This window comes from Zobellia uliginosa, from assembly GCF_018860745.1.
Taxonomy (GTDB): Bacteria; Bacteroidota; Bacteroidia; order Flavobacteriales; family Flavobacteriaceae; genus Zobellia; species Zobellia uliginosa_B.
Genome location: NZ_JAHKPY010000014.1, coordinates 779,850 through 802,350, shown reverse-complemented (window position 1 = coordinate 802,350; position 22,501 = coordinate 779,850). Strand labels below are relative to the sequence as shown.

11 protein-coding genes are annotated in these 22,501 nt (G+C 38.6%); 7 read left to right on the top strand and 4 right to left on the bottom strand.

Going from position 1 to position 22,501, the window contains the following annotated elements:
* Positions 1-3: 3 nt before the first annotated feature.
* Both KO521_RS18295 and KO521_RS18290 read left to right on the top strand, forming a co-directional pair.
* Entirely contained in the window at positions 4-402 is a 399-nt protein-coding gene (locus tag KO521_RS18295; RefSeq protein ID WP_215941345.1) for an OsmC family protein, read from the top strand.
* Positions 399-1,259: an endo alpha-1,4 polygalactosaminidase gene (locus KO521_RS18290; protein WP_215941344.1), complete on the top strand. Its 861-nt coding sequence runs from the start codon at positions 399-401 to the stop codon at positions 1,257-1,259. The genes KO521_RS18295 and KO521_RS18290 overlap by 4 nt, the downstream gene beginning before the upstream one ends.
* A 51-nt stretch (positions 1,260-1,310) precedes the next feature.
* Here KO521_RS18290 and KO521_RS18285 read toward each other — a convergent pair whose 3' ends face one another.
* Both KO521_RS18285 and KO521_RS18280 read right to left on the bottom strand, forming a co-directional pair.
* Positions 1,311-4,331: a DNA polymerase III subunit alpha gene (locus KO521_RS18285; RefSeq protein WP_215941343.1), complete on the bottom strand. Its 3,021-nt coding sequence runs from the start codon at positions 4,329-4,331 to the stop codon at positions 1,311-1,313.
* Positions 4,332-4,406: 75 nt separating this feature from the next.
* Positions 4,407-5,621, bottom strand: a complete 1,215-nt coding sequence (locus tag KO521_RS18280; RefSeq protein WP_215941342.1) for a DNA polymerase Y family protein — start codon at positions 5,619-5,621, stop codon at positions 4,407-4,409.
* A 221-nt stretch (positions 5,622-5,842) separates the two neighbouring features.
* Between KO521_RS18280 and KO521_RS18275 the strand changes: the two genes are divergently transcribed.
* The 5 genes from KO521_RS18275 (at position 5,843) to KO521_RS18255 (ending at position 17,416) form a co-directional block, all read left to right on the top strand.
* Complete coding sequence (locus tag KO521_RS18275; RefSeq protein ID WP_215941341.1) at positions 5,843-9,559, top strand: AraC family transcriptional regulator; 3,717 nt, start codon at positions 5,843-5,845, stop codon at positions 9,557-9,559.
* A gap of 179 nt (positions 9,560-9,738) precedes the next feature.
* Positions 9,739-12,804, top strand: coding sequence for a SusC/RagA family TonB-linked outer membrane protein (locus KO521_RS18270; protein ID WP_215941340.1), 3,066 nt, complete (start codon positions 9,739-9,741; stop codon positions 12,802-12,804).
* An 18-nt stretch (positions 12,805-12,822) separates the two neighbouring features.
* Complete coding sequence (locus tag KO521_RS18265; protein WP_215941339.1) at positions 12,823-14,412, top strand: RagB/SusD family nutrient uptake outer membrane protein; 1,590 nt, start codon at positions 12,823-12,825, stop codon at positions 14,410-14,412.
* 79 nt (positions 14,413-14,491) lie between these two features.
* Positions 14,492-16,300, top strand: a complete 1,809-nt coding sequence (locus KO521_RS18260) for an alkaline phosphatase (RefSeq protein ID WP_215941338.1) — start codon at positions 14,492-14,494, stop codon at positions 16,298-16,300.
* A gap of 12 nt (positions 16,301-16,312) precedes the next feature.
* Positions 16,313-17,416, top strand: a complete 1,104-nt coding sequence (locus KO521_RS18255) for an acyltransferase family protein (RefSeq protein WP_215941337.1) — start codon at positions 16,313-16,315, stop codon at positions 17,414-17,416.
* An 86-nt stretch (positions 17,417-17,502) separates the two neighbouring features.
* Here the strand turns inward: KO521_RS18255 and KO521_RS18250 are convergent, their stop codons facing one another.
* Together KO521_RS18250 and KO521_RS18245 are read right to left on the bottom strand one after the other, a co-directional pair.
* Positions 17,503-19,551 (bottom strand): hypothetical protein, encoded by a 2,049-nt coding sequence (locus tag KO521_RS18250; RefSeq protein WP_252730102.1) that lies wholly within the window; start codon positions 19,549-19,551, stop codon positions 17,503-17,505.
* Between the two features lie 48 nt (positions 19,552-19,599).
* Positions 19,600-22,428 (bottom strand): TonB-dependent receptor, encoded by a 2,829-nt coding sequence (locus KO521_RS18245; RefSeq protein WP_215941336.1) that lies wholly within the window; start codon positions 22,426-22,428, stop codon positions 19,600-19,602.
* Between the last annotated feature and the right edge of the window lie 73 nt (positions 22,429-22,501).

Here is a 22,501-nt window from a genome sequence, read left to right as displayed (position 1 = left end):
ATTATGGATTACTTTGTAACAGCTCGTTCATTATCTAAGACAAATGCGGCAATAGAGATTAAAGAATCGGAAATTAATTTTGGTATAACTCCAGAAGCAGCAGATAATTTACCAAACCCTGCCGAATTGTTTTTAGGATCATTTTCTTCTTGCATTCTTAAAAACGTGGAGCGTTTCTCTATTCTTATGCATTTTGAATATACCTCTGCCGAAATTATAGTGAAAGCCAGACGTTTGGAAAAACCGCCCAGAATGGATGAAATAAATTACGTCTTAAAAGTATTTAGCAAAGATGAAAGTTTGAATATAGATTTACTAAAAAAGAATATTGAAAAGCATGGAACCATATATAACACGGTAAAATTATCGTGCGCCATTAATGGAGAAATTCAAAAAATATGAAAAATCTATGCACCTTTCTTATGGTAATTTTTCAATTGGCATGTAATACCAGTGATGACACGAATACAACAGAAAAAAATGATATTATTAAAGAAACCGAAAGCCCTGTTGAAACTAGTAGCGCTATATCGGTCTATAACCATGCTTACAATGAAAACTATGAACCAGACCAACTAGGCTATATAACCCTAAATGCGAATAATGCCTATGTATTGCTAGACCCTTTTCAAGATGATGTAATTGCATCTGTGTCTAAAATCAAAGCAAACGGAAACCAATTGGCTGCCTACATAAGCATTGGAACCGGTGAAGACTGGCGAGATGATTTTGAAGACTTGCAACCTTATTTAATTTCCAAACAATGGGGCGAATGGCCAGGGGAATACTTTGTAAATACCACAACCACAGGAATTGTAGACGTAATGAAAGCCCGTATAGATAAAATAGCGGATTGGGGTTTTGATTGGGTAGAATTTGATAATATGGATTGGGCCCTGTATGATGATGTCAGGGAAACCTATGGACTAGAAGTTACCAAAGAAGAAGGCATTGCTTATTTTCAAGAGCTTTGTGATTACGTACATAAAAAAGGCATGAAATGTATGTCAAAAAATTTCACGGAAAATGCGGAAGACTTTGATGGCGTCACCTATGAATCATACAATGCTGAGAAAAATTGGTGGGATACCTCAGGAGCACAAAGCTTTCTAACTGCTGGCAAGCTGGTTGTCATTGTTCATTATAATGAAAGTAATTGTAATCAAGTTTACGCTGATTATATAGAAACCTACAACAAAGACCTTGCTTTTATTTGCGAAGACACCAACCTAAAAAAATACGTTCGCTATAATGAATAATTCTAAGCGGAGCAGCAAGATAAAACTTAAATTTGCCCACTTTAGTATCATTTATGTACTTCGTTTAGCCTCCGCTTTTTTATTTTCAAACACCTTCGTACTCGTTTTCATATCTGCATATCTTGGATCTTGAACATAATCTTGCTTTTGCATTTTTATAACCTCAATACTCAGAAACCCAAATTCACTGACCACTTTACCATAAAACCGATAAATACCTTTACCCCGAAAATTATATTTAGCGGCTACCGGAGGAAAGAGGACCGTATCAAAAACCTGCCCATGTTGATCTACCAAAGTAGCAAAATGCATGGGTTTTCCTGTATGTGTTCTTGTATGCTTAACCGTTATCAAATACCCGTAAATATCTATATGACGATTAAGATATTTTTCAAGATCTTTGCTTCCCTTATTATTTTTTGGAGGTTCAGCCAACAGTTCAAACGGACTGCACAAACAAAAACCTAGTAGTTCTAACTGGGTAAATGCCATCTCCAAATGAGTGGTATACAACTCCGGAATCTTAAAATCTTGATGTTTGGGCGGGAAGAGTTTTGGGTGGTCTATCTTTTTTCCCTTACTAAGAAAAAAATAGGCTTTCCATAACAACTCGTGTTTGTTGACAGTCGTAAATCGAAATGCATTTATACGAATAAGTACATCTACCTGTTCCACAGAAATAAGCACACGATCTAAAAAATCTTCCAAAGACAAAAAAGGACCGTTGCCAGCGCGCTCTTTTAAAATGCGTTCCACTACTCTACTTTCTAATTCCCGTAAAAAACCAAAACCTATAAAAACATCGGTTCCATAGATAGCATTTGCATAATGGCTCCTATTAACACACGGCGGATGTACCGTACCACCCAACATACGCACCTCGTGCACATAAAATTCAGGACGATAAAATCCGCCGCCATTGTTGAGTACGGCCACCATATATTCCAATGGGAAATATGCCCGTAAAAACAGCGTCTGATAACTCTCTACAGCGTACGAAGCAGAATGCCCTTTGGCAAAAGCATACCCGGCAAAACTTGCAATCTGCTCCCATATCTCAAAAATAACGTCATCACTCTCACCCTTTCGCCTACAATTATCTATAAACTTGTCTTTTACTTTTTGAAACTCTTCTCGTGATCTGAATTTTCCGCTCATTCCACGGCGGAGTACATCGGCCTCGCCCAAATCCAAATCGGCAAAATGGTGCGCTACTTTTATAACGTCTTCTTGGTACACCATAACCCCATATGTCTCTGGCATAATACTTAGCAAAACAGGGTGCGCTTTCTCTTCCGTTCTACCCGGATTACGATGCCGCAAAATATACTCGCGCATCATTCCGCTTTTGGCCACACCAGGTCTAATAATAGAACTGGCAGCGACCAAACCCAAATAATTATCGACCTCTAATTTCTTTAAAAGCATACGCATTGCAGGAGATTCCACATAAAAACACCCCATACACTGCGCAGTCTTCACTAGGTTATTAACCGACCCATCAGTCTTTATTTTTTTGATATTATGAATATCGAACGTATCCTTTTTTTCAGGTTGGTTATATACAATAATATCCAGCGCTTCCCGTATTTTGGCGAGTCCGCGCTGCCCAAGAATATCGAATTTGAATAAACCTACGTCTTCCGCTATGACCATATCAAACTGTACGGTCGGAAATCCTTTTGGAGGTAAGTGCGTTGCCGAGAAGTAATGCAAGGGTTTTTCACTGATTAAAATACCTCCAGCATGTATGCTCAGGTAATTGGGCATGTCTTTGATCAAACGGCCGTACTTTAAAACCAAACGCGCCACCTCATCAAGTCTAGACACATCTAATCTGCCCTCACAAAGTAAATCTATTTCACTTTTTGGCAAGCCAAATACCTTTCCCAATTCCCGAATAACACCCCTTTCTTTGAAGGTCACATAGGTACCCAACAAGGCTACATTTTTAAAGCGATTAAAAATGTATTTGGTCATTTCCGGCCGATCCCGATGCGAAAAATCAATATCAAAATCTGGCGGATTAGCACGATATAAATTGATGAATCGCTCAAAGTACAAATCCAGTTCCATGGGATCTACATCTGTTATGCGAAGCAAATATGCCACAATGCTATTGGCTCCACTACCACGACCCACATAGAAAAAACCTTGTTTACGTGCATGAGAAACAATATCCCAATTAAGTAAAAAGTAAGACACAAATCCCATGCTTTTAATAAGCGTTAACTCTTTGCTCACACGATCCAATATATCCTGATCAACCGTTTCATATCTATAAGGCAAACCCTCGTTACAAAGCTTTTCCAAAAGCACCTCATCTTCTTCTTTACTACCTAAATAGGTTTTTTGGTTTTGAGGAGACCTATCAACTGAAAAATCAAAAGAAATGGAACAGGCGTTCATTAAGCGTTCTGTGTTCTCAAGAATAAAGGGGTATTCAGAAAAGACCATTGCCAGGTTTTGAATGGGAAACATTTTTTCTTCTTCGTTGCCTTCTTCGGTCTTATCCAATTTACTCAACAAGCAATTATTATCTATAGCTCGCAATAATCTATGCGCATTGAAATCTCCTTTATTTCGAAATGTAACTGGCTGTTGTACCACCAGTTTATCTTTCAAGTTCAATATTTTTGAAAAGGGCAATCGCCTTAAATCAGAAATAGATATACCAATAAATTCATTTTCGGTAAAAATGGACATGTTGTTTTCTACCACTTTCTCAAAAGGGTACACCACATAGGCATGTTCAAACTTAGGCGCTGCTACGGGTATCTCTTTTTTTTCATGCAAATGCCTTGACAGAAAATTATTGAGCTCTAAATACCCTTCGTTGTTTTTAGCAATACCCACAAAACATTGATCTACTCCATTTCTGAAGTCGATTCCCAAAATAGGTTTGACATTATACTCCGAAGCTTTTCTAACAAAATTAAGCCCGGCCGACGTATTATTAATATCTGTCAAAACCAATTGGGTTATATGATTGGCCTGTGCCAAATGCAAGAGTTCCGTTTCGGAAAACGTACCGTAACGCAGACTATAATAGGTATGGCAGTTTAAATACAAATTGGTTTGTGGTTAATGGTTAAAAATTGGGTTTGATTCTTCAAACTGAAAAACCACTAGCATTCTAATGGGTACTTATTGTTTTCTATGGGCCAGTACAACCGGAGGGCGACCATCGAACGGATTCTGCATTCGCCCAATACTACGTGCACCCATGGCCGAAGCCCTTATGACACTTTTATCGCCATATCTATTCCTAATCCTATCCATGGCATCATATAGGTTTAGCGCCTCTTCTGTATCATCAAAAAGATTAATCTGGTAATTACCCCCTACCAAATGGCTAAACCGAATACCGATCAGCCGCACCAGCAACCTCCGGTTATATAGTGTTTTAAATAGATCCAGTATTTTAGGAATCAGAATATGGTCGCCACTGGTATAGGGTATTCGCAATTGTTTTGAGTAGGTATTAAAATCTGAATACCTAATCTTTACCGCAATACAAGCGGTAAGTTTTTCACCACGCCGTAGTTGATAGGCTAGATTCTCGGTCATCGCAATTAGAATACCCCGTAACATGTTTACGTCTATGGTATCCTTATCGAACGTGCGCTCCGTAGAAATAGATTTACGTTCACAGAATGGTATTACCGGAGTATTATCCAACCCATTAGCACGTTTCCAAATAACCGTTCCGTTTTTCCCTAATACATTCCGCATGACTTCTATGGGCATTTCCTGAACAGTATGAATTTTACGAAGCCCCAAATTCCTAAGGGTCTGATAGGTTTTATCGCCTACCATTGGTATTTTTTTTATGGATAAAGGCGCTAAGAAAGGTTTCTCGAATCCGTAATCTATTTTTAGTTGATTACTGGGTTTTGCTTCACCCGTGGCCACCTTAGAAACCACCTTATTTGCTGATAGCCCAAAGGAAATAGGTAATCCCGTTTCTCTAATAATGCGTCGTCTCAACTCTGAAGCATATTTATAAGAACCAAAAAAGCGGTCCATTCCGGTGAGATCCGCATAGAATTCATCTATACTGGATTTTTCAAAAAGAGGTACCTGCTCTTGTATGATTTCCGTTACAACATCTGAGTGTTTACTATAGGTTCCCGCATTACCTCTTATTGCAATAGCTTCCGGGCAAAGCTCTTTCGCCATTTTCATAGGCATACCGGAATGCACACCATACCCACGGGTTTCATAACTACAGGCAGCTACTACACCCCTATCACTAAGCCCCCCAACAAGTAGCGGCTTATGCATCAAATCGCTATTGATGAGCCGCTCTACGGATACATAAAACGTATCAAGGTCTAAATGTAAAATGGTTTTTTCCATAACTGCATTGAAACAACAATGCTAAATTATGGAATATTTCCTATTATTTGGATTATATCCAAAAACTTGTATGTTAAATTTTGAAATGCGAGGATTGGGGTGAGTTAATACTCTGTCTGAACAGATATTTCATAACCTAAACACAAAATATACGACCCATTCCCATAACATTGATTTACTATTTTAGCACACCAACTACTATTGTGCTATATCTACCCATAATGAGACCGCTATTTTTTATTTTTTTAATACTGCTCTTCAGCAACTTTATCTCTGGACAGAATATAAAATTTAAAACGCTTAGCACAAACGATGGACTATCAAACAACTCTATTACCGATATTATTAGCGATAACGATGGCGTATTATGGATTGCCACATGGGACGGATTAAACAGCTATAACGGAAATACGTTTACCGTTTACAAACATGATTTGAAAACCTCCAATTCTATAGCCGGCAACAATATAGAGCGATTAAAAAAAGATAAAAAGGGCAACATTTGGATACTCACCAAAGACAAAAAAGTAAGCAAATATATTGGCGACAATAATTTTCAAAATTTTACTTTTAATGATACACCCCAATATTTAGTGCTTACCCAAAATGGTACTATTGGGATAAAAACCGGCAGGACCAACTATGAATTTGTAGAAGGTAAATTCGTGGAGTCCGAGTTTTTTGAAGAAAAAAAAGAAGATGAGAGCATACTCCAAGGAATTTTGCTCAATAAATACCCCAATACTATTATCAATGACGTTTTTAAAGATAAATCAGGACATATCTGGTATGCCACAAGGCGTAACGGGGTTTATATCATTCCTAATACTACGAACAACCGTGACAACGAACAAATAGATCATTACTTTCATGACCTATATGACCCTCACAGCTTTAATAGCGATGAAGTAGAAAGAATATACGAAGACGATTTTGGAAACATTTGGCTTGGTCATAAAGATGGTGGATTAAGCATGGCCTATACCGGTTCTGATAAGGTTACCACCATTATACCACACCCCAACAAATTCCCCCATCTACCCAACGAAACTATACGCGCGATTACCACAGATTTTGACAACCGTATCTGGTTGGGCTATTACACAAAAGGTATCTTATATTTTGACCAAGAAAAAAAATGTTTTGTTAAATACAACATTCGCGAAGCGATTATAAATTCAGATTGGGAACGTATTCGATCACTATACACTACAAAAGCAGGAGAGATTTGGGTAGGTACCTATGCTGGTATTATTCGAATAAAAAATGGACGTTACGAGCTTTACGAATCAAAAAACATTGCAGAACTCCCCAATGATAGGAACTATTCTTTTCAAGAAGATAACCAAAACAACCTTTGGATAGCTTGTTGGGGCGGAGCGGCCAAGTTCAACTTAAAAACAAACCGATTTCAATTTTTCAAAGGGCAAGAAAAATTGAAGCCCTACAAAATTAGAAACATAGAATATGATACTGACGAACTCTTGATCAGTACCGAAAACGAAGGTCTACTTATCTTGAATACCTTAACCGGAGCTCTAAAAAATATTACTGTAAAAGATGGTGTTTTGGGCAACAGTATCTATTCTTCATTTAAGGACAAACAATCTGGATACTATTGGATTGCAAGCCTTGGGGGTATTAGCATCTATGATAAAAAGGACCAGCTTATCCATAACATTACAGAAAAAGAAGGCTTACCGAGCCACATGGTTTATGGGCTGCTTTTAGACAGTGACAAGGTCTGGGTGAGTACTACTAAAGGTATAGCCGTGGTTGACAGAAATAATTTTTCAGTAACGTCTTTGAACATGGATGAAGGATGGCAAGCTAGGGAATTCTCTGAAGGTGCCTATTATCAAGATCGAAAGGGCACTATGTTCTTTGCCGGAATAAATGGACTAAATCACTTCTCGCCCGCTACCTTGAACATTACCAAAGAACTCCCTAAACTAAAAGTCCATATTGATAATACTAACGATTTTTCTACTGGTATCACCAAGAACTACAACAACAATTCAATTGATGTAAAAATTGAACCAGTGGTATTTACCGATGACCCAAACAATAAGGTGCTTTACAAACTAGTAGGTTTTGATACCGATTTTCAAACTTTCACGGGAGACCTAGTGCATTATACAGACTTGCCAGACGGAGAATATGTTTTTGAAGTAAGAAACTCCCTTGCCAAAGACATAGCCTTTAAAAGCATACCTATAATCATTAAAAAACCATTTTATAAAACCACATGGTTTTATCTTCTATTGTTGGTCACCTCTCTTTTAGCCTTTACTTTATGGGTTTTGTTCAGAAACCGGAATATCGCAAAAAACCAGAAAAAACTAGAACTTAAAATAGAAGAAAGAACCGAAACCATAAATCGGCAAAAAGAACGCTTAATTAAGGTAAATCATACCTTAGACGAAAAAAACAAGGAAATAAACCGACAAAGGGAAGAGCTCCTAAACTCTTATCACCAACTTAAAAATGAAGATTTTGAAATTGAAAAGTTCAAAACCTTTGTCCTATCGGAGTTTAAAGAACCGGTCTCTAAAATTATAGAAAGTTCAAAAGAACTGACCGAACACGAGTTGGTAAAACATAATATCAATAATGAATCCAGCAAGTTGATCACGTTGCTTTCCGAATGGGATTATCTTACCAATTCAAAAGATATAGGGAAACTCAAAAAATCGGCCACCAAAATAAAACAGACGATAAAAATACTTGTTGACGGACTCTCAGTGCATGCTAAGAAATCAAAAGTAAACTTGGATTATTCCATAAATATAGAAGACCAATGGGTTGAGTTAGACTCCCTGCGCTTTAAGCTGTTTTTCAAATATCTTTTTAACGACATTCTCAAGTACATTTCCAAAAACAGTTATTTAAAAGTGGGCGTCCGAACAAAAGGCGAGTCTTTAGAACTTCTTATTGAATCCGATAGCAAGGTTATTACTGATAATTTTTTTAGCATACAGCATTACAGCCCGTATTACAAAGCTGCCAATACCCTACTTACAGCAATGAACGGGAGTATTTCCGTCAGCAATAACAACAACCTCACAATTTCCGTGAATCTACCCGTTAATGTGGTAGATACTGAAAATAATAAAATAGAAGAGGTACTATGGAAGCACCTCGATCTTAATCAAAAACTACCATCCGACAAGAATAACATACTTGTTTTTTGCACCGATAATGATTATTTACCCGCACTACAATTGTTTGATGATAATGAAAATAATCTCGTTTTTGAGCGTACGGCAGGGGCAATTGCCTCAGCCATTAATCATATAGACATACATTGTTTGGTTCTTTATAACACTGCCATAGACGAACAATTATTACAACTGTTCCATATAATAAAGAACAACACAAAGCAAATTTCCCTTCCTATAATCTATGTATCGGAAGACATAGACCATGTACTACGCATTCAAACTACAGAACTGGGCGTAGACGCCTTTATTCAGTTGCCCATAAGTAAATCTTTTATCCTAAATAAGCTAACGAAACTTACATCTACCAGAAGGGAATATGTAAACAGCAAAACAAAACAGGTTTTCTTTGATACTCCGTTTTCCGAAAATGAGAATTTATCTATTAACCAAAAACTGGCAAAAAAAGCACTTACTCTCATTAACGAAAATCTGAACGACCCCTCTTTTAACGTTCAGAAGCTACAAGAAATGCTTTTTGTATCCAAGATCAAATGCTATAGAGCTTTTAAAGAAGTATTGCAACAGTCTCCTTCTGACGTGATTATAAATCTGCGTTTGCAAAAAGCAGAATATCTACTCAAAAATCACTCCTTAAACATATCTGAGATAAGTATGGAATGCGGTTTTAACGATCCAAAATATTTTAGTCGCCTTTTCAAGAAAAATTTTGAGCGTAGCCCAAAAGAATATCGGACCAAAATCGCACAGGTTTAATGTTATCTAGATATTATTACAAGGTTACGCTAGAATTATTGTAACAAAAGTGCACCAAAAAGAAACAACTCACCCCCTCTTTTGAGTCATAATTACACCTTTCTGATTCCTTTTTCATCTAGTTCAACAGTGCCTCCGTCTACTTTTGGCCTGTAACCAATATTAAAAACAATACTTAAATGAAAAAAGTGTACTTAACTCTGCTCATAGCATTAGGATGTATTTCCTTTTCTTATTCGCAGGTAACAGTAAAGGGAACGGTAGTTTCCGAAATAGACGGAATGCCTATTCCATCTGCATCAATTATATTAGAAGGAAATGCCCAAATAGGCACCTCAACAGATTTTGATGGCAATTTCTCATTGAACCTATCCAAAGAAAACGGAACGCTCGTAATTTCTTCTTTGGGCTTTGCTACGAAAGAAGTAGCCTTCACTGGAGAAGAAACCTTAAACGTATCTCTGAGCGAAGAGGCTAGCTTTCTAGATGAAGTAGTTCTTATAGGCTACGGCTCCTCCAGAAAAGGCGACTTAACTACAGCTATTGCCACGGTCAACAATGTAGAAAGCATTGCTTCTAGGCCGGTGTCTAACGTTACCGAGTTCTTACAAGGTAATGTGGCCGGTGTAACCGTATTATCACAAGGCGGTGACCCCACCTCTAGTGGTAATGTCGTTATTCGTGGACTAGGAACTTTCGCTAACGAAAGTCCACTTACCATAGTAGATGGTGTTCCTTATTATGGTCCAGCCATCAATCCTAATGATATTGCTTCGGTATCCGTGTTGAAAGATGCCGCATCTGCTGCAATCTATGGAGCACAAGCCGCTTCAGGAGTTATCGTAATACAGACCAAAAAAGGAGAAATAGGCAAGCCTCGCGTAACGGTAGATTATTATGGCGGTATTCAAGAAGCCACAAACCTACCTACACCGCTAACGGCACAACAACAGTCCCAAGTTTACAATACGGCTGCTGACAACGCAGGAACTCCAAGACAATCTGCTCACGATGCGGAACAGAATCCTTACGGGCAAGTAAACCGAACCAACTGGGTAGATGCTATTTTTAGACCTGCGGGCATCAACAACGCCAATGTAAATATTAGTGGTGCAGGTGAAAGCATGAATTACCTAACCTCTTTTGGATATACTAAAAGAGATGGCCTTCTAGAAGGGACAAGTTCTGATCGTTACAATTTTAGAGTGAAATCTGATTTTGACCTTTCGGATAAAATTAAAATAGGCGAAAACGTTTATTTCTCAAGAACCGAAGCTGTAGGTACCAATACAGACAACCCATATTCTGGTACTATTATAAACGCAATTTATATGCCTTCTGCTTCTCCAACACGTTATGCAGATGGTAGTTTTGCAGGTGTAGCACCAGAAAACTTATCACAATTTGCCGGAGCGTATGGGGATGTTTATAACCCTTTGGCCTTGTTATTGAGACCTACAACTACTGCGCCCACCAACTTTTTAAATGCCAATGTCTTTTTAGAGTATGATATTGCCAGTGGTCTGTCTTTCAAAACAACGTATTCCTATAGCTATACAAATTCTGAATACAAAAGATTTCAGCCAAAAGTACCCGAGCTGGGGCGTTCTAACCCTAACAACTATCTGGAGCAGAGCAACGCAACAACCAACCGATGGGTATGGGACAATCAGCTAAGCTACAAGAAGTCATTTGGCGACCACAATCTTGATGTTACCGCCATCTATTCCTCTCAGCATACTGATTTTGAAAAACTAACCAGTAAAGGAGAAGGTTTTAGTAATGAAGACGCATTTAATCAGTATTTATCCAATGCCTCCGTCATTCGGAACCCTAGTACTCAAGTGTATGAAGATGCATTGACATCCGCTATAGGAAGGGTAATGTACAATTACAAAAATCGTTATTTTATTTCGGGCAGTATCAGAAGGGATATGACTTCTCGCTTGGCTACAAACAACCAAGCGGACAACTTCCCTTCCGCTACAGTAGGTTGGAGATTATCAGATGAATCGTTCTTTAATGTTACTGCAATCAATGATTTAAAATTCAGGGCTTCATGGGGGCAAATAGGTAATATCAATTCTGTAGGCTATTACTCTTTTGATGTTCCTTTGAACACTACGGTAGTGACCATTGGCGAAGATGCTTCATTTGATGAAAAGGGTGCTTATGTTGGAAAACAATCAAACCCAGATTTAAATTGGGAAGTATCTGAATCAATCAACTTTGGTCTGGACGCAGCTCTTTTCAACAACAGCTTAAGCCTAACTTTCGATTATTTCGAAAAATCAACCAAGGGAATGATTCTTCCTGGTCTTGAAGATCTTAACCAAGGTACCAGTGCTGCCGATGTAAACGGTGGTGAAGTTAAAAATAATGGTTTTGAAATCTCAGCCAGTTATTCCAATAAAATCGGTGATTTAGATTTTACCGTCAATGCCAATACTAGTGTTCTAGATAATGAACTGGTAAACCTTGAGGGTTACAACAAAAGTGGTATAGATTTTATTGCTCATACAGATAATGTTAGAGGTGTATTAAGGCCCTATCGTTCAGAAGTTGGTAGGTCTCTATATTCGGTTTACGTAGTGCCGCAAGTGGGCATTTTCCAAAATCAGGCCGAAATAGATGCACATACAAAAGATGGCGCTTTAATTCAGCCGAATGCACAACCGGGAGATTTTAAATTTACCGATAGCAATGACGATGGAAAAATAGATGACAATGACAAGGTGTTCTACGATAGCTACCAACCGGATTTCACATATAACTTCGGTTTGAACCTCAATTACAAGAACTTTGATTTAGGTATGCTGTTCCAGGGAGTTTCGGGAGTTGAAGTTTTCAACGGCTATAAATTCTCTACTTATAACGCTTCATTAACAGGTTACAATTTAGACAACAGAGTGCTAAATGCTTGGTCCACTACCAATGCCGGTGCCACAACCCCTAGATTATCAACTAAAGATGACAACCAGAACTTTGGTTTGGCCTCTAGCTGGTATCTTGAAGACGCTTCGTATTTAAGAATGAAAAACGTTACGTTGGGCTACAGTATAGACGACAGTATCATGCGTTCCCTACTGCCAGGCTCATCTCTACGTTTCTACATTTCAGCAGAAAACCTATTTACGATAACGGATTATACAGGTATTGACCCTGAGGTTGGTGGCAAAGGATTAGATGTTGCACGATACCCATTATCAAGAACCATCACTGCAGGTTTATCATTATCGCTCTAACCAAAAAAATACTAAAAAATGAAATTCAATAGAATAAAAACAATGAGTTTGGTAGTAGGTCTAGCAGGTCTAAACCTCATTACATGCTCAGACGATTTCACAGAGGTAAGTCCGCTTGGAAGCACATCTTACGCTAACTTTTGGACCTCAGAGCAAGATGCCTCGGAAGCGGTAAACAGTATGTACGCCTATATGACCGACCAAGAGATGTTCTCTAGAGGTTTCTTCTGGTACATTAACGCTTCGGACGATATGATTACGGGTCGTATTAAAGCTTCTGCAGATAATATCAAAGACTTTAATATCACCGGTGGCGAAGGCGGTTACACCTCAACTTGCTATCCCAATAGCTATAAAGTAATACGTCGTGCCAATGATGTTATTCTAAATGTACCCAATATGGATATTAGCGAAACCCTAAAAAACCAATATTTAGGAGAAGCTTATTTTATGCGTGCTTTCAGTTATTTCTGGGTAGCCCATACTTATGGCGATGATGGAAATAACGGAGGCGTACCTATTGTTACTGAAGAAAACATGAACGATGAGCCTGGCAGCTACTCAAGACCTGCCAGTGTTGTTGAAAATTACAAGCAGATAGAAGCAGATCTTATTAAAGCTGCCGAATTGCTACCGCTATTTTCTGATTATTCTTCAGAAAACTACGGTCGCCCGCACAAAGACGCTGCTTATGCCTACATGGCCAAAACCAACTTATACTGGGCACAATATGATGCTTCTAGATATGCCGAGGTGGTTAAACATGCAGATGCCGTTACCAACAGCGGGTCTGGCAGAGCATTGATCAACACGGGCAATCCATCACAAGATTACCGAGAACTTCACAGTCATTTAAACAATTGGACCAGCGAATATATTTGGTCCGTAAACTCCGGAGTGGACAAAGGCAGCATTCTAACCGGTGTTATGCTAGAGAACAAGGGTTGGGGTAAATATAATGGCTGGGGCTATTATACGCCTTCCGAAGGATTGTACAATGAGTTTGAAGCAGATGATGCTAGAAAGGCGGTTACCATTTTAAACTTTGGCGATGACTTTACCTTTTTCGGAGAAGACCGAAGATACCAATCGGAGAACTCTTTATCCGGGTTTCAATTCAACAAATACATGTATGAGTTCCAGTTCGAAAATCCTATCGGAACTTATCTGAACAGTAATGGAGATGACCCATCTACAGTATACAATGTTCCATTAATGCGCTACGCGGAAGTTTTACTTATGAAAGCCGAAGCATTAATTATGGATGGAAAAAATGGTGATGTCCCATTGAATATGGTTCGCGAAAGAGCGGGTCTTCCTGCAATTACCAATGCCACTATGGAAGATTTAAAACATGAAAGACGAGTAGAATTGGCCGGCGAATTTGCCAACAGACATTTTGATCTTGTACGTTGGGGAGATGCCGCTGCTACCTATGCTGAGCCAATATACGGCCGTATTTATACAGATCGTTCCAACCCGGACTCTCCGTACACCTCAGAGATTGTTTGGCCGGCTAGAAATTTTGATGCTTCCTACATGCACGTTTGGCCAATACCTAGTACAGTAATTGAATCATCCGGAATTCCACAAAATAAAGGGTGGTAGTATTAAATATAGTTTGTTAGTTGAGTTTTTTACAAAAAGGGTGCTACCTCATCGGGCACCCTTTTATTAATTTTATAATATGTATAGATTTAAAATAAAATATTCCTTTGTATTCGCCCTTTTCTGCATCACCTTACTTAATGCACAAAAAGACCGAAAAATACTGGTTCTTTCGCATAATGACTATCTACAAAATGTACCGTTTTGGAAGGCATATGCCAACGGACTAGAAATAATAGAGGCCGATGTCTTTTTGAAGAACGGAAAACTAAATGTCACCCATACCGAAGCTGAAATCATTGATGGCAACACCTTACAGGTCCTTTACTTAGAGCCTTTAAAATACGCCATAGAAAACAACATTGGCGACCCATCCGGCCTTATGCTCATGTTAGATATTAAATCAGATGCTGAACCTACGTTAAAAAAGATACTAGCAGTTCTTAAAAAATATCCTACAATCACCTCTAGACACGATATAAAAATCGTCATTTCCGGGCACAGGCCTGATGCCAAAACATATGACTCCTATCCCCACTTTATTTATTTTGACCATCAAAAATTAGAAAGTGACCTAGCTTCTGATGATTGGCAAAAAGTAGCTTTTGTAAGTGTCAGCTTCAAAAACTTTTCGGAATGGAACGGAAAAGGCAGACTTACTGAGGAAGACTATAAAAAAGTCTCCGGAGCCATTAAAAAAGCACATGCACTAAAAAAACCTTTCCGCTTTTGGGGCACACCAGATTCCAAAACTGCCTGGAAAGCATTTTCTGATCTAGGCGTAGACATTATAAATACCGATATGCCCCATAAGGCCACTACGTATGTAAATACAATGGTACAGCGCACCTATAAAAATGAAATTAAATCGGAAGTATACAAGCCAACCTATGCTACGGACCAAAAAGACATGCCTATAAAGAATGTGATATTCCTTATTGGAGATGGGAATGGCCTTAACCAGATTTCATCGGCTGTTTTGGCCAACGAAGGTGAGTTGACCCTATCTCAACTAAAAAGTATCGGTTTTATAAAAACCCAATCTTCAGATGATTTTACCACAGATTCTGCTGCTGCAGGTACTGCTTTAGCTACTGGCACCAAGACCTACAATAGAGCTATTGGTTTAAATCCTAATAGAGAACCCATTGAAAACATGCCCGAATTTCTCTCCAAACACAATTTTGTTTCGGGCGTAATTACTACTGACCATGTTACTGGAGCTACACCAGCCTCGTTCTTCTCCCATCAAAAAGACCGTTCTGATACGGAGCTTATTGCCAATGACCTATTGAAAAGTAAACTTTCTCTTTTTGTAGGTGGTGGTTCTGAAGATTTTGAATTCGATTGGAAAAAGACAGATTTCACCCTTGTAAAAAACATCAATGAGATTGGGGCTAATACAGCTGATAAATTAGGACATTTTCTTTCCGTGGAAGGTGTACCCGGCGTACTAAACGGAAGGGGCAATGCCTTAGCCGAAGCAACAACAAACGGCATTGAATTTTTAAACTCCAAGAACACACCATTTTTCTTAATGGTAGAAGCGGCACAAATAGATAGCAACGGGCACCGCAATAACGTTGGTGGTATAGTTACCGAAGGAATTGACTTTGACAAGGCCATTACCGAAGCTATAAAATTTGCAGACACTTCTGGAAATACTTTAGTAATAGTTACGGCGGATCACGAAACCGGAGGTTTTTCCATTCCACAGGGCAATTTAAAGGAAAGTATTATTGAAGGAACTTTTACAACCTATGATCATACGGCCACAATGGTGCCGATATTTGCGTATGGGCCCCGTTCCCAATATTTTCAAGGCACCTACGAAAACAGCGATGTATTTGAAAAAATAATTAAAGCGCTTAACTTAGGGGATAACTAAAAGTAACCGACCATGAAAAGATTTAAAGCGCTCGATGTATTCCGGGGATTAACCGTATGCCTAATGATTATTGTTAATACCCCTGGCGACTGGAGCTCTACCTTTTCACCTCTTTTACATGCCAAATGGCATGGCTTTACCCCTACCGATTTGGTTTTTCCTTCTTTCCTCTTTGCGGTTGGCAATGCCTTTGCTTTTGTAAAGGCAAAATGGGTGGACAAGCCTTTATCCGAAGTCTTTAAAAAAATAGCAAAACGGACTTTAATCATATTCCTACTGGGATATACCATGTATTGGATTCCATTTGTCTCTTGGACAGAAACCGGTGACCTTGCTGCCGTACCGTTTAGTGAAACACGCATTCTTGGGGTACTCCAGCGCATAGCTTTATGTTATTTTATTGGTGCGGTGATGATATACTTTTTAACCAACAAGCAACTGATTATAGCGTCTGTGGTAATACTTTTAGGATATTGGGGCATACTAAGTGCCTTTGGAGACTACACCTTAGAAGGAAACTTTGCCAGAACCGTAGACCGTCTTATTCTTGGTGACAGCCATCTATATATGGGGAACGGCATTCCTTTTGACCCTGAAGGCCTATTGAGTACCTTACCTTCTATTTGCAATGTTCTGGGCGGTTATCTCATAGGAAAGTATATTATAGATGGAGGAATAAATTATGAAAAACTTGCCAAGATGTTACTTGCAGGAGCGGGTCTACTAGTCATTGCCTATTTGTGGGACCTTGGTTTTCCGGTAAACAAGAAACTATGGAGCAGTTCTTTTGTAGTACTTACCGTTGGCCTTGACATTGTGGTATTATCCATCTTAATTTATACTATAGAATTTGTAAAAAAACCGATTAACTATAACTTCTTTGAAATCTTTGGAAAAAACCCATTATTCATTTATTTGCTCTCCGAATACGTAGCTATAGGTATGCATTTTATTCGTGTTGATGGTGAGCAAAGCCTATTCAGTTATGTTTATCAAAAAGGATTTAGTTGGATTGGTCCTTACTTTGGCTCCTTTGCCTTTGCTATAGTCTTTATGTTATTTTGCTGGAGCCTTGGTCTATGGCTGGACAAAAAGAAGATTTATATAAAAGTTTAGATAACGATTAAGAGCTTATGATTTAATTGGAAACAAAAAACCCCGCTATTGCGGGGTTTAAAATACATTTAACTTAATGTAGTTCTTTATTTTGTAGCCCAATCAAAGATGGCAACATCAACGGCAGTTCCGTTGAAAACATCGTCCTCAGCAGATGTAAGTGCAGTTTCATCAACAATTACATTTTCAAGAGGACCAGCATCTTTCATATCAACGTTTGTATCATAACCTGTAAGGCTAACGTTAGTTAAAGTAGCACCAGAAGTAGCTTTAAACTGAAGAGCAGTTCCTCCTACTGTTGAAACAGCAGTAAAGTCAATCAATTTAGGGTTACCATTAGCTTTATCCGCTTCAACAGCAGTAGAAAAACCTTCTACATTGTGAAGAACATATGCAGTTGTAACTGTACCGTTCCAACCTTCTGTCCAGTCAATAGAATCATCTTGATTATTCTCAAAGTAAAGGTTAGAAGCAGAAACCGTACCACCAAAGAACTCAACACCGTCATCATCACCATCGATCATGGCAACATTGTCAATAGTAGTTCCAGAACCTACAGCATAGAGCGTAAGACCGTTATATTGAGACTCAGCGTTTATCTGTGCTCCTGCATTTTCAATAATCAAGTATTTAATAGAACCTGAATTATCATCATCTGCAGCACCACCGTACTTAAAGTTACTCACCTCAGCAGTAGCATCTACACCGGCTGTTGTAGTAGCATCTCCTAAAAGGACCAAACCGCCCCAGTCACCAGCGTTACCATTCGTAGAAGTCATAATAACTGGATTCTCTTCAGTACCCTCAACCATAATCATAGCTCCTTTTTGAACAACGATAAAAGTTTCAGTTTCATCACCAGACTCAACCTGAGCACTGATTTTAGTTCCAGCAGGAATAGTTAGCGTAGCACCAGACTCAACACTTAAGCTTGTAGTTAAAAGATAGCTTATAGAAGCGTCCAATGTAAGGTCGCTAGTTATGTTTCCTGTTAGGATACTACTTCCACCTACAACGGCATCTGCATTAACCCAGTCAAATATGGCAACATCAACAGTTGCATTAGCATTATAGCTGTTTTCTGGATCACCATCTTCACCTTCGATAATTACATTGGCCAAAGGACCATCATCTTTCATATCAATTGAAGTATCGTAACCGCTTAAAGAAAGACCAGTGATCGTAGCACCAGAAGTAGCTTTAAACTGTAAAGCAGTACCACCAACAGTTGAAACAGCAGTAAAGTTTATCAACTTAGGGTTACCGTTATCCTTATCTGCTTCAACAGCAGTAGAGAAACCTTCTTCTGTATGTAATACGTATGCATTTGTAACCGTACCGTTCCAGCCTTCTGTCCAGTCAATAGAATCATCTTGGTTATTCTCAAAGTATAGGTTAGATGCTGAAACTGTTCCACCAAAGAACTCAACACCATCATCCTCACCATCTATCATTGCAACATTGTCAATAGTAGTTCCAGAACCTACAGCATAAAGTGTAAGACCGTTGTACTGAGACTCAGCATTAATTTGTGCACCCGCATGCTTAATGATCAAGTATTTTATAGAACCTGAGTTATCATCATCAGCAGTACCACCATACTTGAAGTTACTTACCTCTGCAGTAGCATCTATACCAGCTGTTGTAGTAGCATCTCCTAAGATTACCAAACCACCCCATTGTCCTGGTTCGCCACCTGTAGACTGCATTGTTACCGGTGCAGCAGCTGTACCTTGAACATCAATCTCACCACCTTTCTGAACAACGATAAAAGTTTCAGTTTCATCACCAGACTCAACTGTAGCGTTAATTACCGTTCCTGCAGGAATAATTAATTTACCACCAGCTTCAATACTATAGCTTTTTTCTAAATCATAGGTCTTGGTAGCATCTAGAGTTCTCTCCTCTGTTAATGTTCCCGTTAGAGTAGTTCCTTCTTCAGTTGCCTCACATGCCGCACAAGCACCACCACAGTCAATACCCGTTTCATCACCGTTCTGAATTCCATCGGTACAAGTAGGTACAGTTGCATCAGGTCCATCGTCCGGAGCATTGTCATCGCTACTACAACTTGAAAAGGTAATGGCGGCTACCATTGCCAAAACTTTTACAAAGTTTCTCGTTTTCAATTTCATAATTAACATTTTAAAGATTAAAGATTTGATTATTTATTTAGATAATAATTAAAATTTATAGCTAAGACCTAGGCTAATATCCATACCAGTAGTATAAGAAAGCACAGTCTGTTCTGTTTCAATTTCAGTAACTGGGTTGCGCACCAGCTGGGTTTGTTCAATTTTTGGGTTTAAAAGGTTTTGACCCGTAAGGCTAATCTTTAAATGCTCCCCTATCTCTTTACTTATAAGGGCGTTTAGAACAACAAATCCTTTTTCTACAACTGCATCATCATAAAAAATATCTCGGTTGGTCTGATCTGTAGGTACTCCTAAAGAATAAATTTTATCGGAAGCGTAATTGGCTGTAAGTGAAGCTGCAAAAGGATTTTCAGTAGCGGCCTCAAAATTTAGACTTGTATTGAAAATCCAATCAGATGCACCCTGCAGGTCAGACTCCGTAATTCCTTTATATTGAAAACTTCTTACGAGTGTACCGTTTTCGTTATATATTTCCTTAAGATCCTGTTGGTGCCACATGCGTGTTACGTTAAGAACCATATTAAGGTCATATCCAGATTCTGAACCGTCGTCATCATTAAATATTGGCTTCACCAAATCTAACTTTGTTTCGGCTTCAAGACCAAAAATTTCAGCTTTCTCACCAGAGTTGAAATAAGAGAAAATACCGGCAGAACCTGTTTCCCTAACTCTGTTTATTGGATCGGAAATATCTTTATAGAAAGCAGCAACAGAAACCAATTGACCAGCAGAAGGGAAATACTCCCATTTAAGATCAAGGTTGATATCTTTAGAAGCTATTAAATCTGGGTTACCACGGCTAATCTGCCCTGTAGGCGACACATAACTGAATGGTGCAATTTCCTTGAACTCAGGTAATGTTATAGTACGGCTAACTGCTAAACGTAATGCATGAAGCTCATTTAAAGTATACTTAATATTTAAACTAGGATAGAAATTACTATAATCTTGATTACTTTCTCCTGTTCTAGGTGAAAGGTTACCAATGTCATAGGTTACATTTATCTCATCGCTTTGATATCTGATTCCCGCATCAAAATTCCATTTATCAAGACCCACATTAAAGGCGAAGAATGCAGCTTTTGAATCTAGAGTACCCAAGTACAAGTCTTTTCTTTCTCCATTTGCATTAGACCCTAACAGGTTAATTTCCAAAAGTCCGGAATCAAAATTAGATTGACGGAAGATACTTCCCAAGTTATCTATAGAAGGTGGATTTATAGCATTGGTACTTCTTTCTTCCACACCAACAAATTCCGAACTAAAATCTCTTTCCTTGTTTCTGTAAGAAACTCCAAAATCCATTTTAAAAGTTCTGGTCTCTTCATCTATGATTTTTAATTCATCTTTGATGTAACCACTATATTCTATATCCTCAATATTCTGACTAGATTTTCTTTGTTGAAAACCTCCGTTTCTACCCAATTGAACAAAAGTACCATCCGGGTCAAAATTCACCTCATTACGAATACGATTAGGTTCATCAGCCTTTAAGAAGTTGTAACCTCCCGCCCAATGTAACGTATTCTTTTCTCCTAGTTGGTGTCTACCTATTAACTGGGTAACCAACAATCTGGTCTGCTTAGTATTCTGGTCTCTTATGAATTGGAACAAACCTTCGGATGGAGCAGTCTCTTCAAAAATAGTTGCCTCACCATTACGGCCACCTTCAAAGACAGACTCATCTAATTTGTTTACGAAAAAAGTACTGGACTTAATTTTGTTTTTCTCATTGGCCAAATAGGTAATATCTAAAAGACCCGTGTTCACGATTTTCTTACGGAAAGTAGTTGCATCCGTAATCGTATCATCAATAAAGTTTGAACGATATTGTCTAAACAAACCTTCTCTATGTTCAAAAGAACGTGAATGTGATGCACTAAGAAAAACAGAAAGCTTATCCGCGAACTTTTTACCTGCGGCAATAGACATAGAATAATCCATAGGATTTTCTTGTTGCAAAGTATTCCAACCCTGTCTAGTAATTAACTGTTGCGCATTAAGACTTTGATCATAAAAACCAAAATCCGTATTTTTTGAATTTGGTGATACTTTAAAGTTATTGTAGACTCCGTCTTTTGCTACATTTGAGTTTATTCCTCCAGAAACTCCAATTGAAAGCTCACTTGAACCGGCAAGTTCTCTAGAAGTAATATTAACAGCTCCCGAAGCCTCATCCGCAGAACCATCAACGGCAAAGGTTTTGCTGATACTTACATTCTGAAGTACACGTGTTGGAAAAAGTCCAAGATTAATGTTCTTTTTGTCGATATCATCAGAGGGAATTGGCAGACCATTTAAGGTTGTAGACAAATATCTGTCCCCTAAACCTCTTACAAATACATCTCCGGAAGCTTCACTAGTGGTAACGCCGGATATCTTTGTAGTTGCCGTAGCCGCATCGGACACGCCAATTTTAGCCAACTCAACTGCTCCTATACTTTCTTTTATCTCCGTTGCTTTCTTCTGATCCAACAAAAGGGCCGTTTCAGAATCTTTACGCGCAGTAGTGGTCACTACAACCTCATCTAGCGATACACCTTCAGACGCACTCATTGGCACATTAATTGTTGTCACCTTCCCGGCCTCAACAGTTACATCTGCAATATCTACAGTCTCGTACCCTAAATAACTATAGGATACCACATAGGTTCCTGGCTCAACACCGGCAATTTCATATAGTCCATCAAAATCAGAGGTAGTACCTGTTGTAGTGCCTTTTATTACTACATTAGCAAAAGGCAGGGGGTCATCATTCATTTCTTTATCGGTAAGTGTACCAACAATGCTTCCCGTATCTTGGGCGCTTAGTTGAAATGAAAAAAAGCAAAGGGCAATAAAGTATATTAGTCTCATTATCTAGTTTTATAACGCCGCAAATAACGTCACGTGAAGTAAAAGTCGAGTTACGCGTATGTTAAACCTTTAT

Coding starts and splice junctions, on each gene's coding strand:
- KO521_RS18270 (WP_215941340.1), top strand. CDS start 9,739: ATGAAAAAAGTGTACTTAACTCTGCTCATAGCATTAGGATGTATTTCC.
- KO521_RS18280 (WP_215941342.1), bottom strand. CDS start 5,621: ATGGAAAAAACCATTTTACATTTAGACCTTGATACGTTTTATGTATCC.
- KO521_RS18255 (WP_215941337.1), top strand. CDS start 16,313: ATGAAAAGATTTAAAGCGCTCGATGTATTCCGGGGATTAACCGTATGC.
- KO521_RS18295 (WP_215941345.1), top strand. CDS start 4: ATGGATTACTTTGTAACAGCTCGTTCATTATCTAAGACAAATGCGGCA.
- KO521_RS18260 (WP_215941338.1), top strand. CDS start 14,492: ATGTATAGATTTAAAATAAAATATTCCTTTGTATTCGCCCTTTTCTGC.
- KO521_RS18275 (WP_215941341.1), top strand. CDS start 5,843: ATGAGACCGCTATTTTTTATTTTTTTAATACTGCTCTTCAGCAACTTT.
- KO521_RS18265 (WP_215941339.1), top strand. CDS start 12,823: ATGAAATTCAATAGAATAAAAACAATGAGTTTGGTAGTAGGTCTAGCA.
- KO521_RS18290 (WP_215941344.1), top strand. CDS start 399: ATGAAAAATCTATGCACCTTTCTTATGGTAATTTTTCAATTGGCATGT.
- KO521_RS18245 (WP_215941336.1), bottom strand. CDS start 22,428: ATGAGACTAATATACTTTATTGCCCTTTGCTTTTTTTCATTTCAACTA.
- KO521_RS18250 (WP_252730102.1), bottom strand. CDS start 19,551: ATGAAATTGAAAACGAGAAACTTTGTAAAAGTTTTGGCAATGGTAGCC.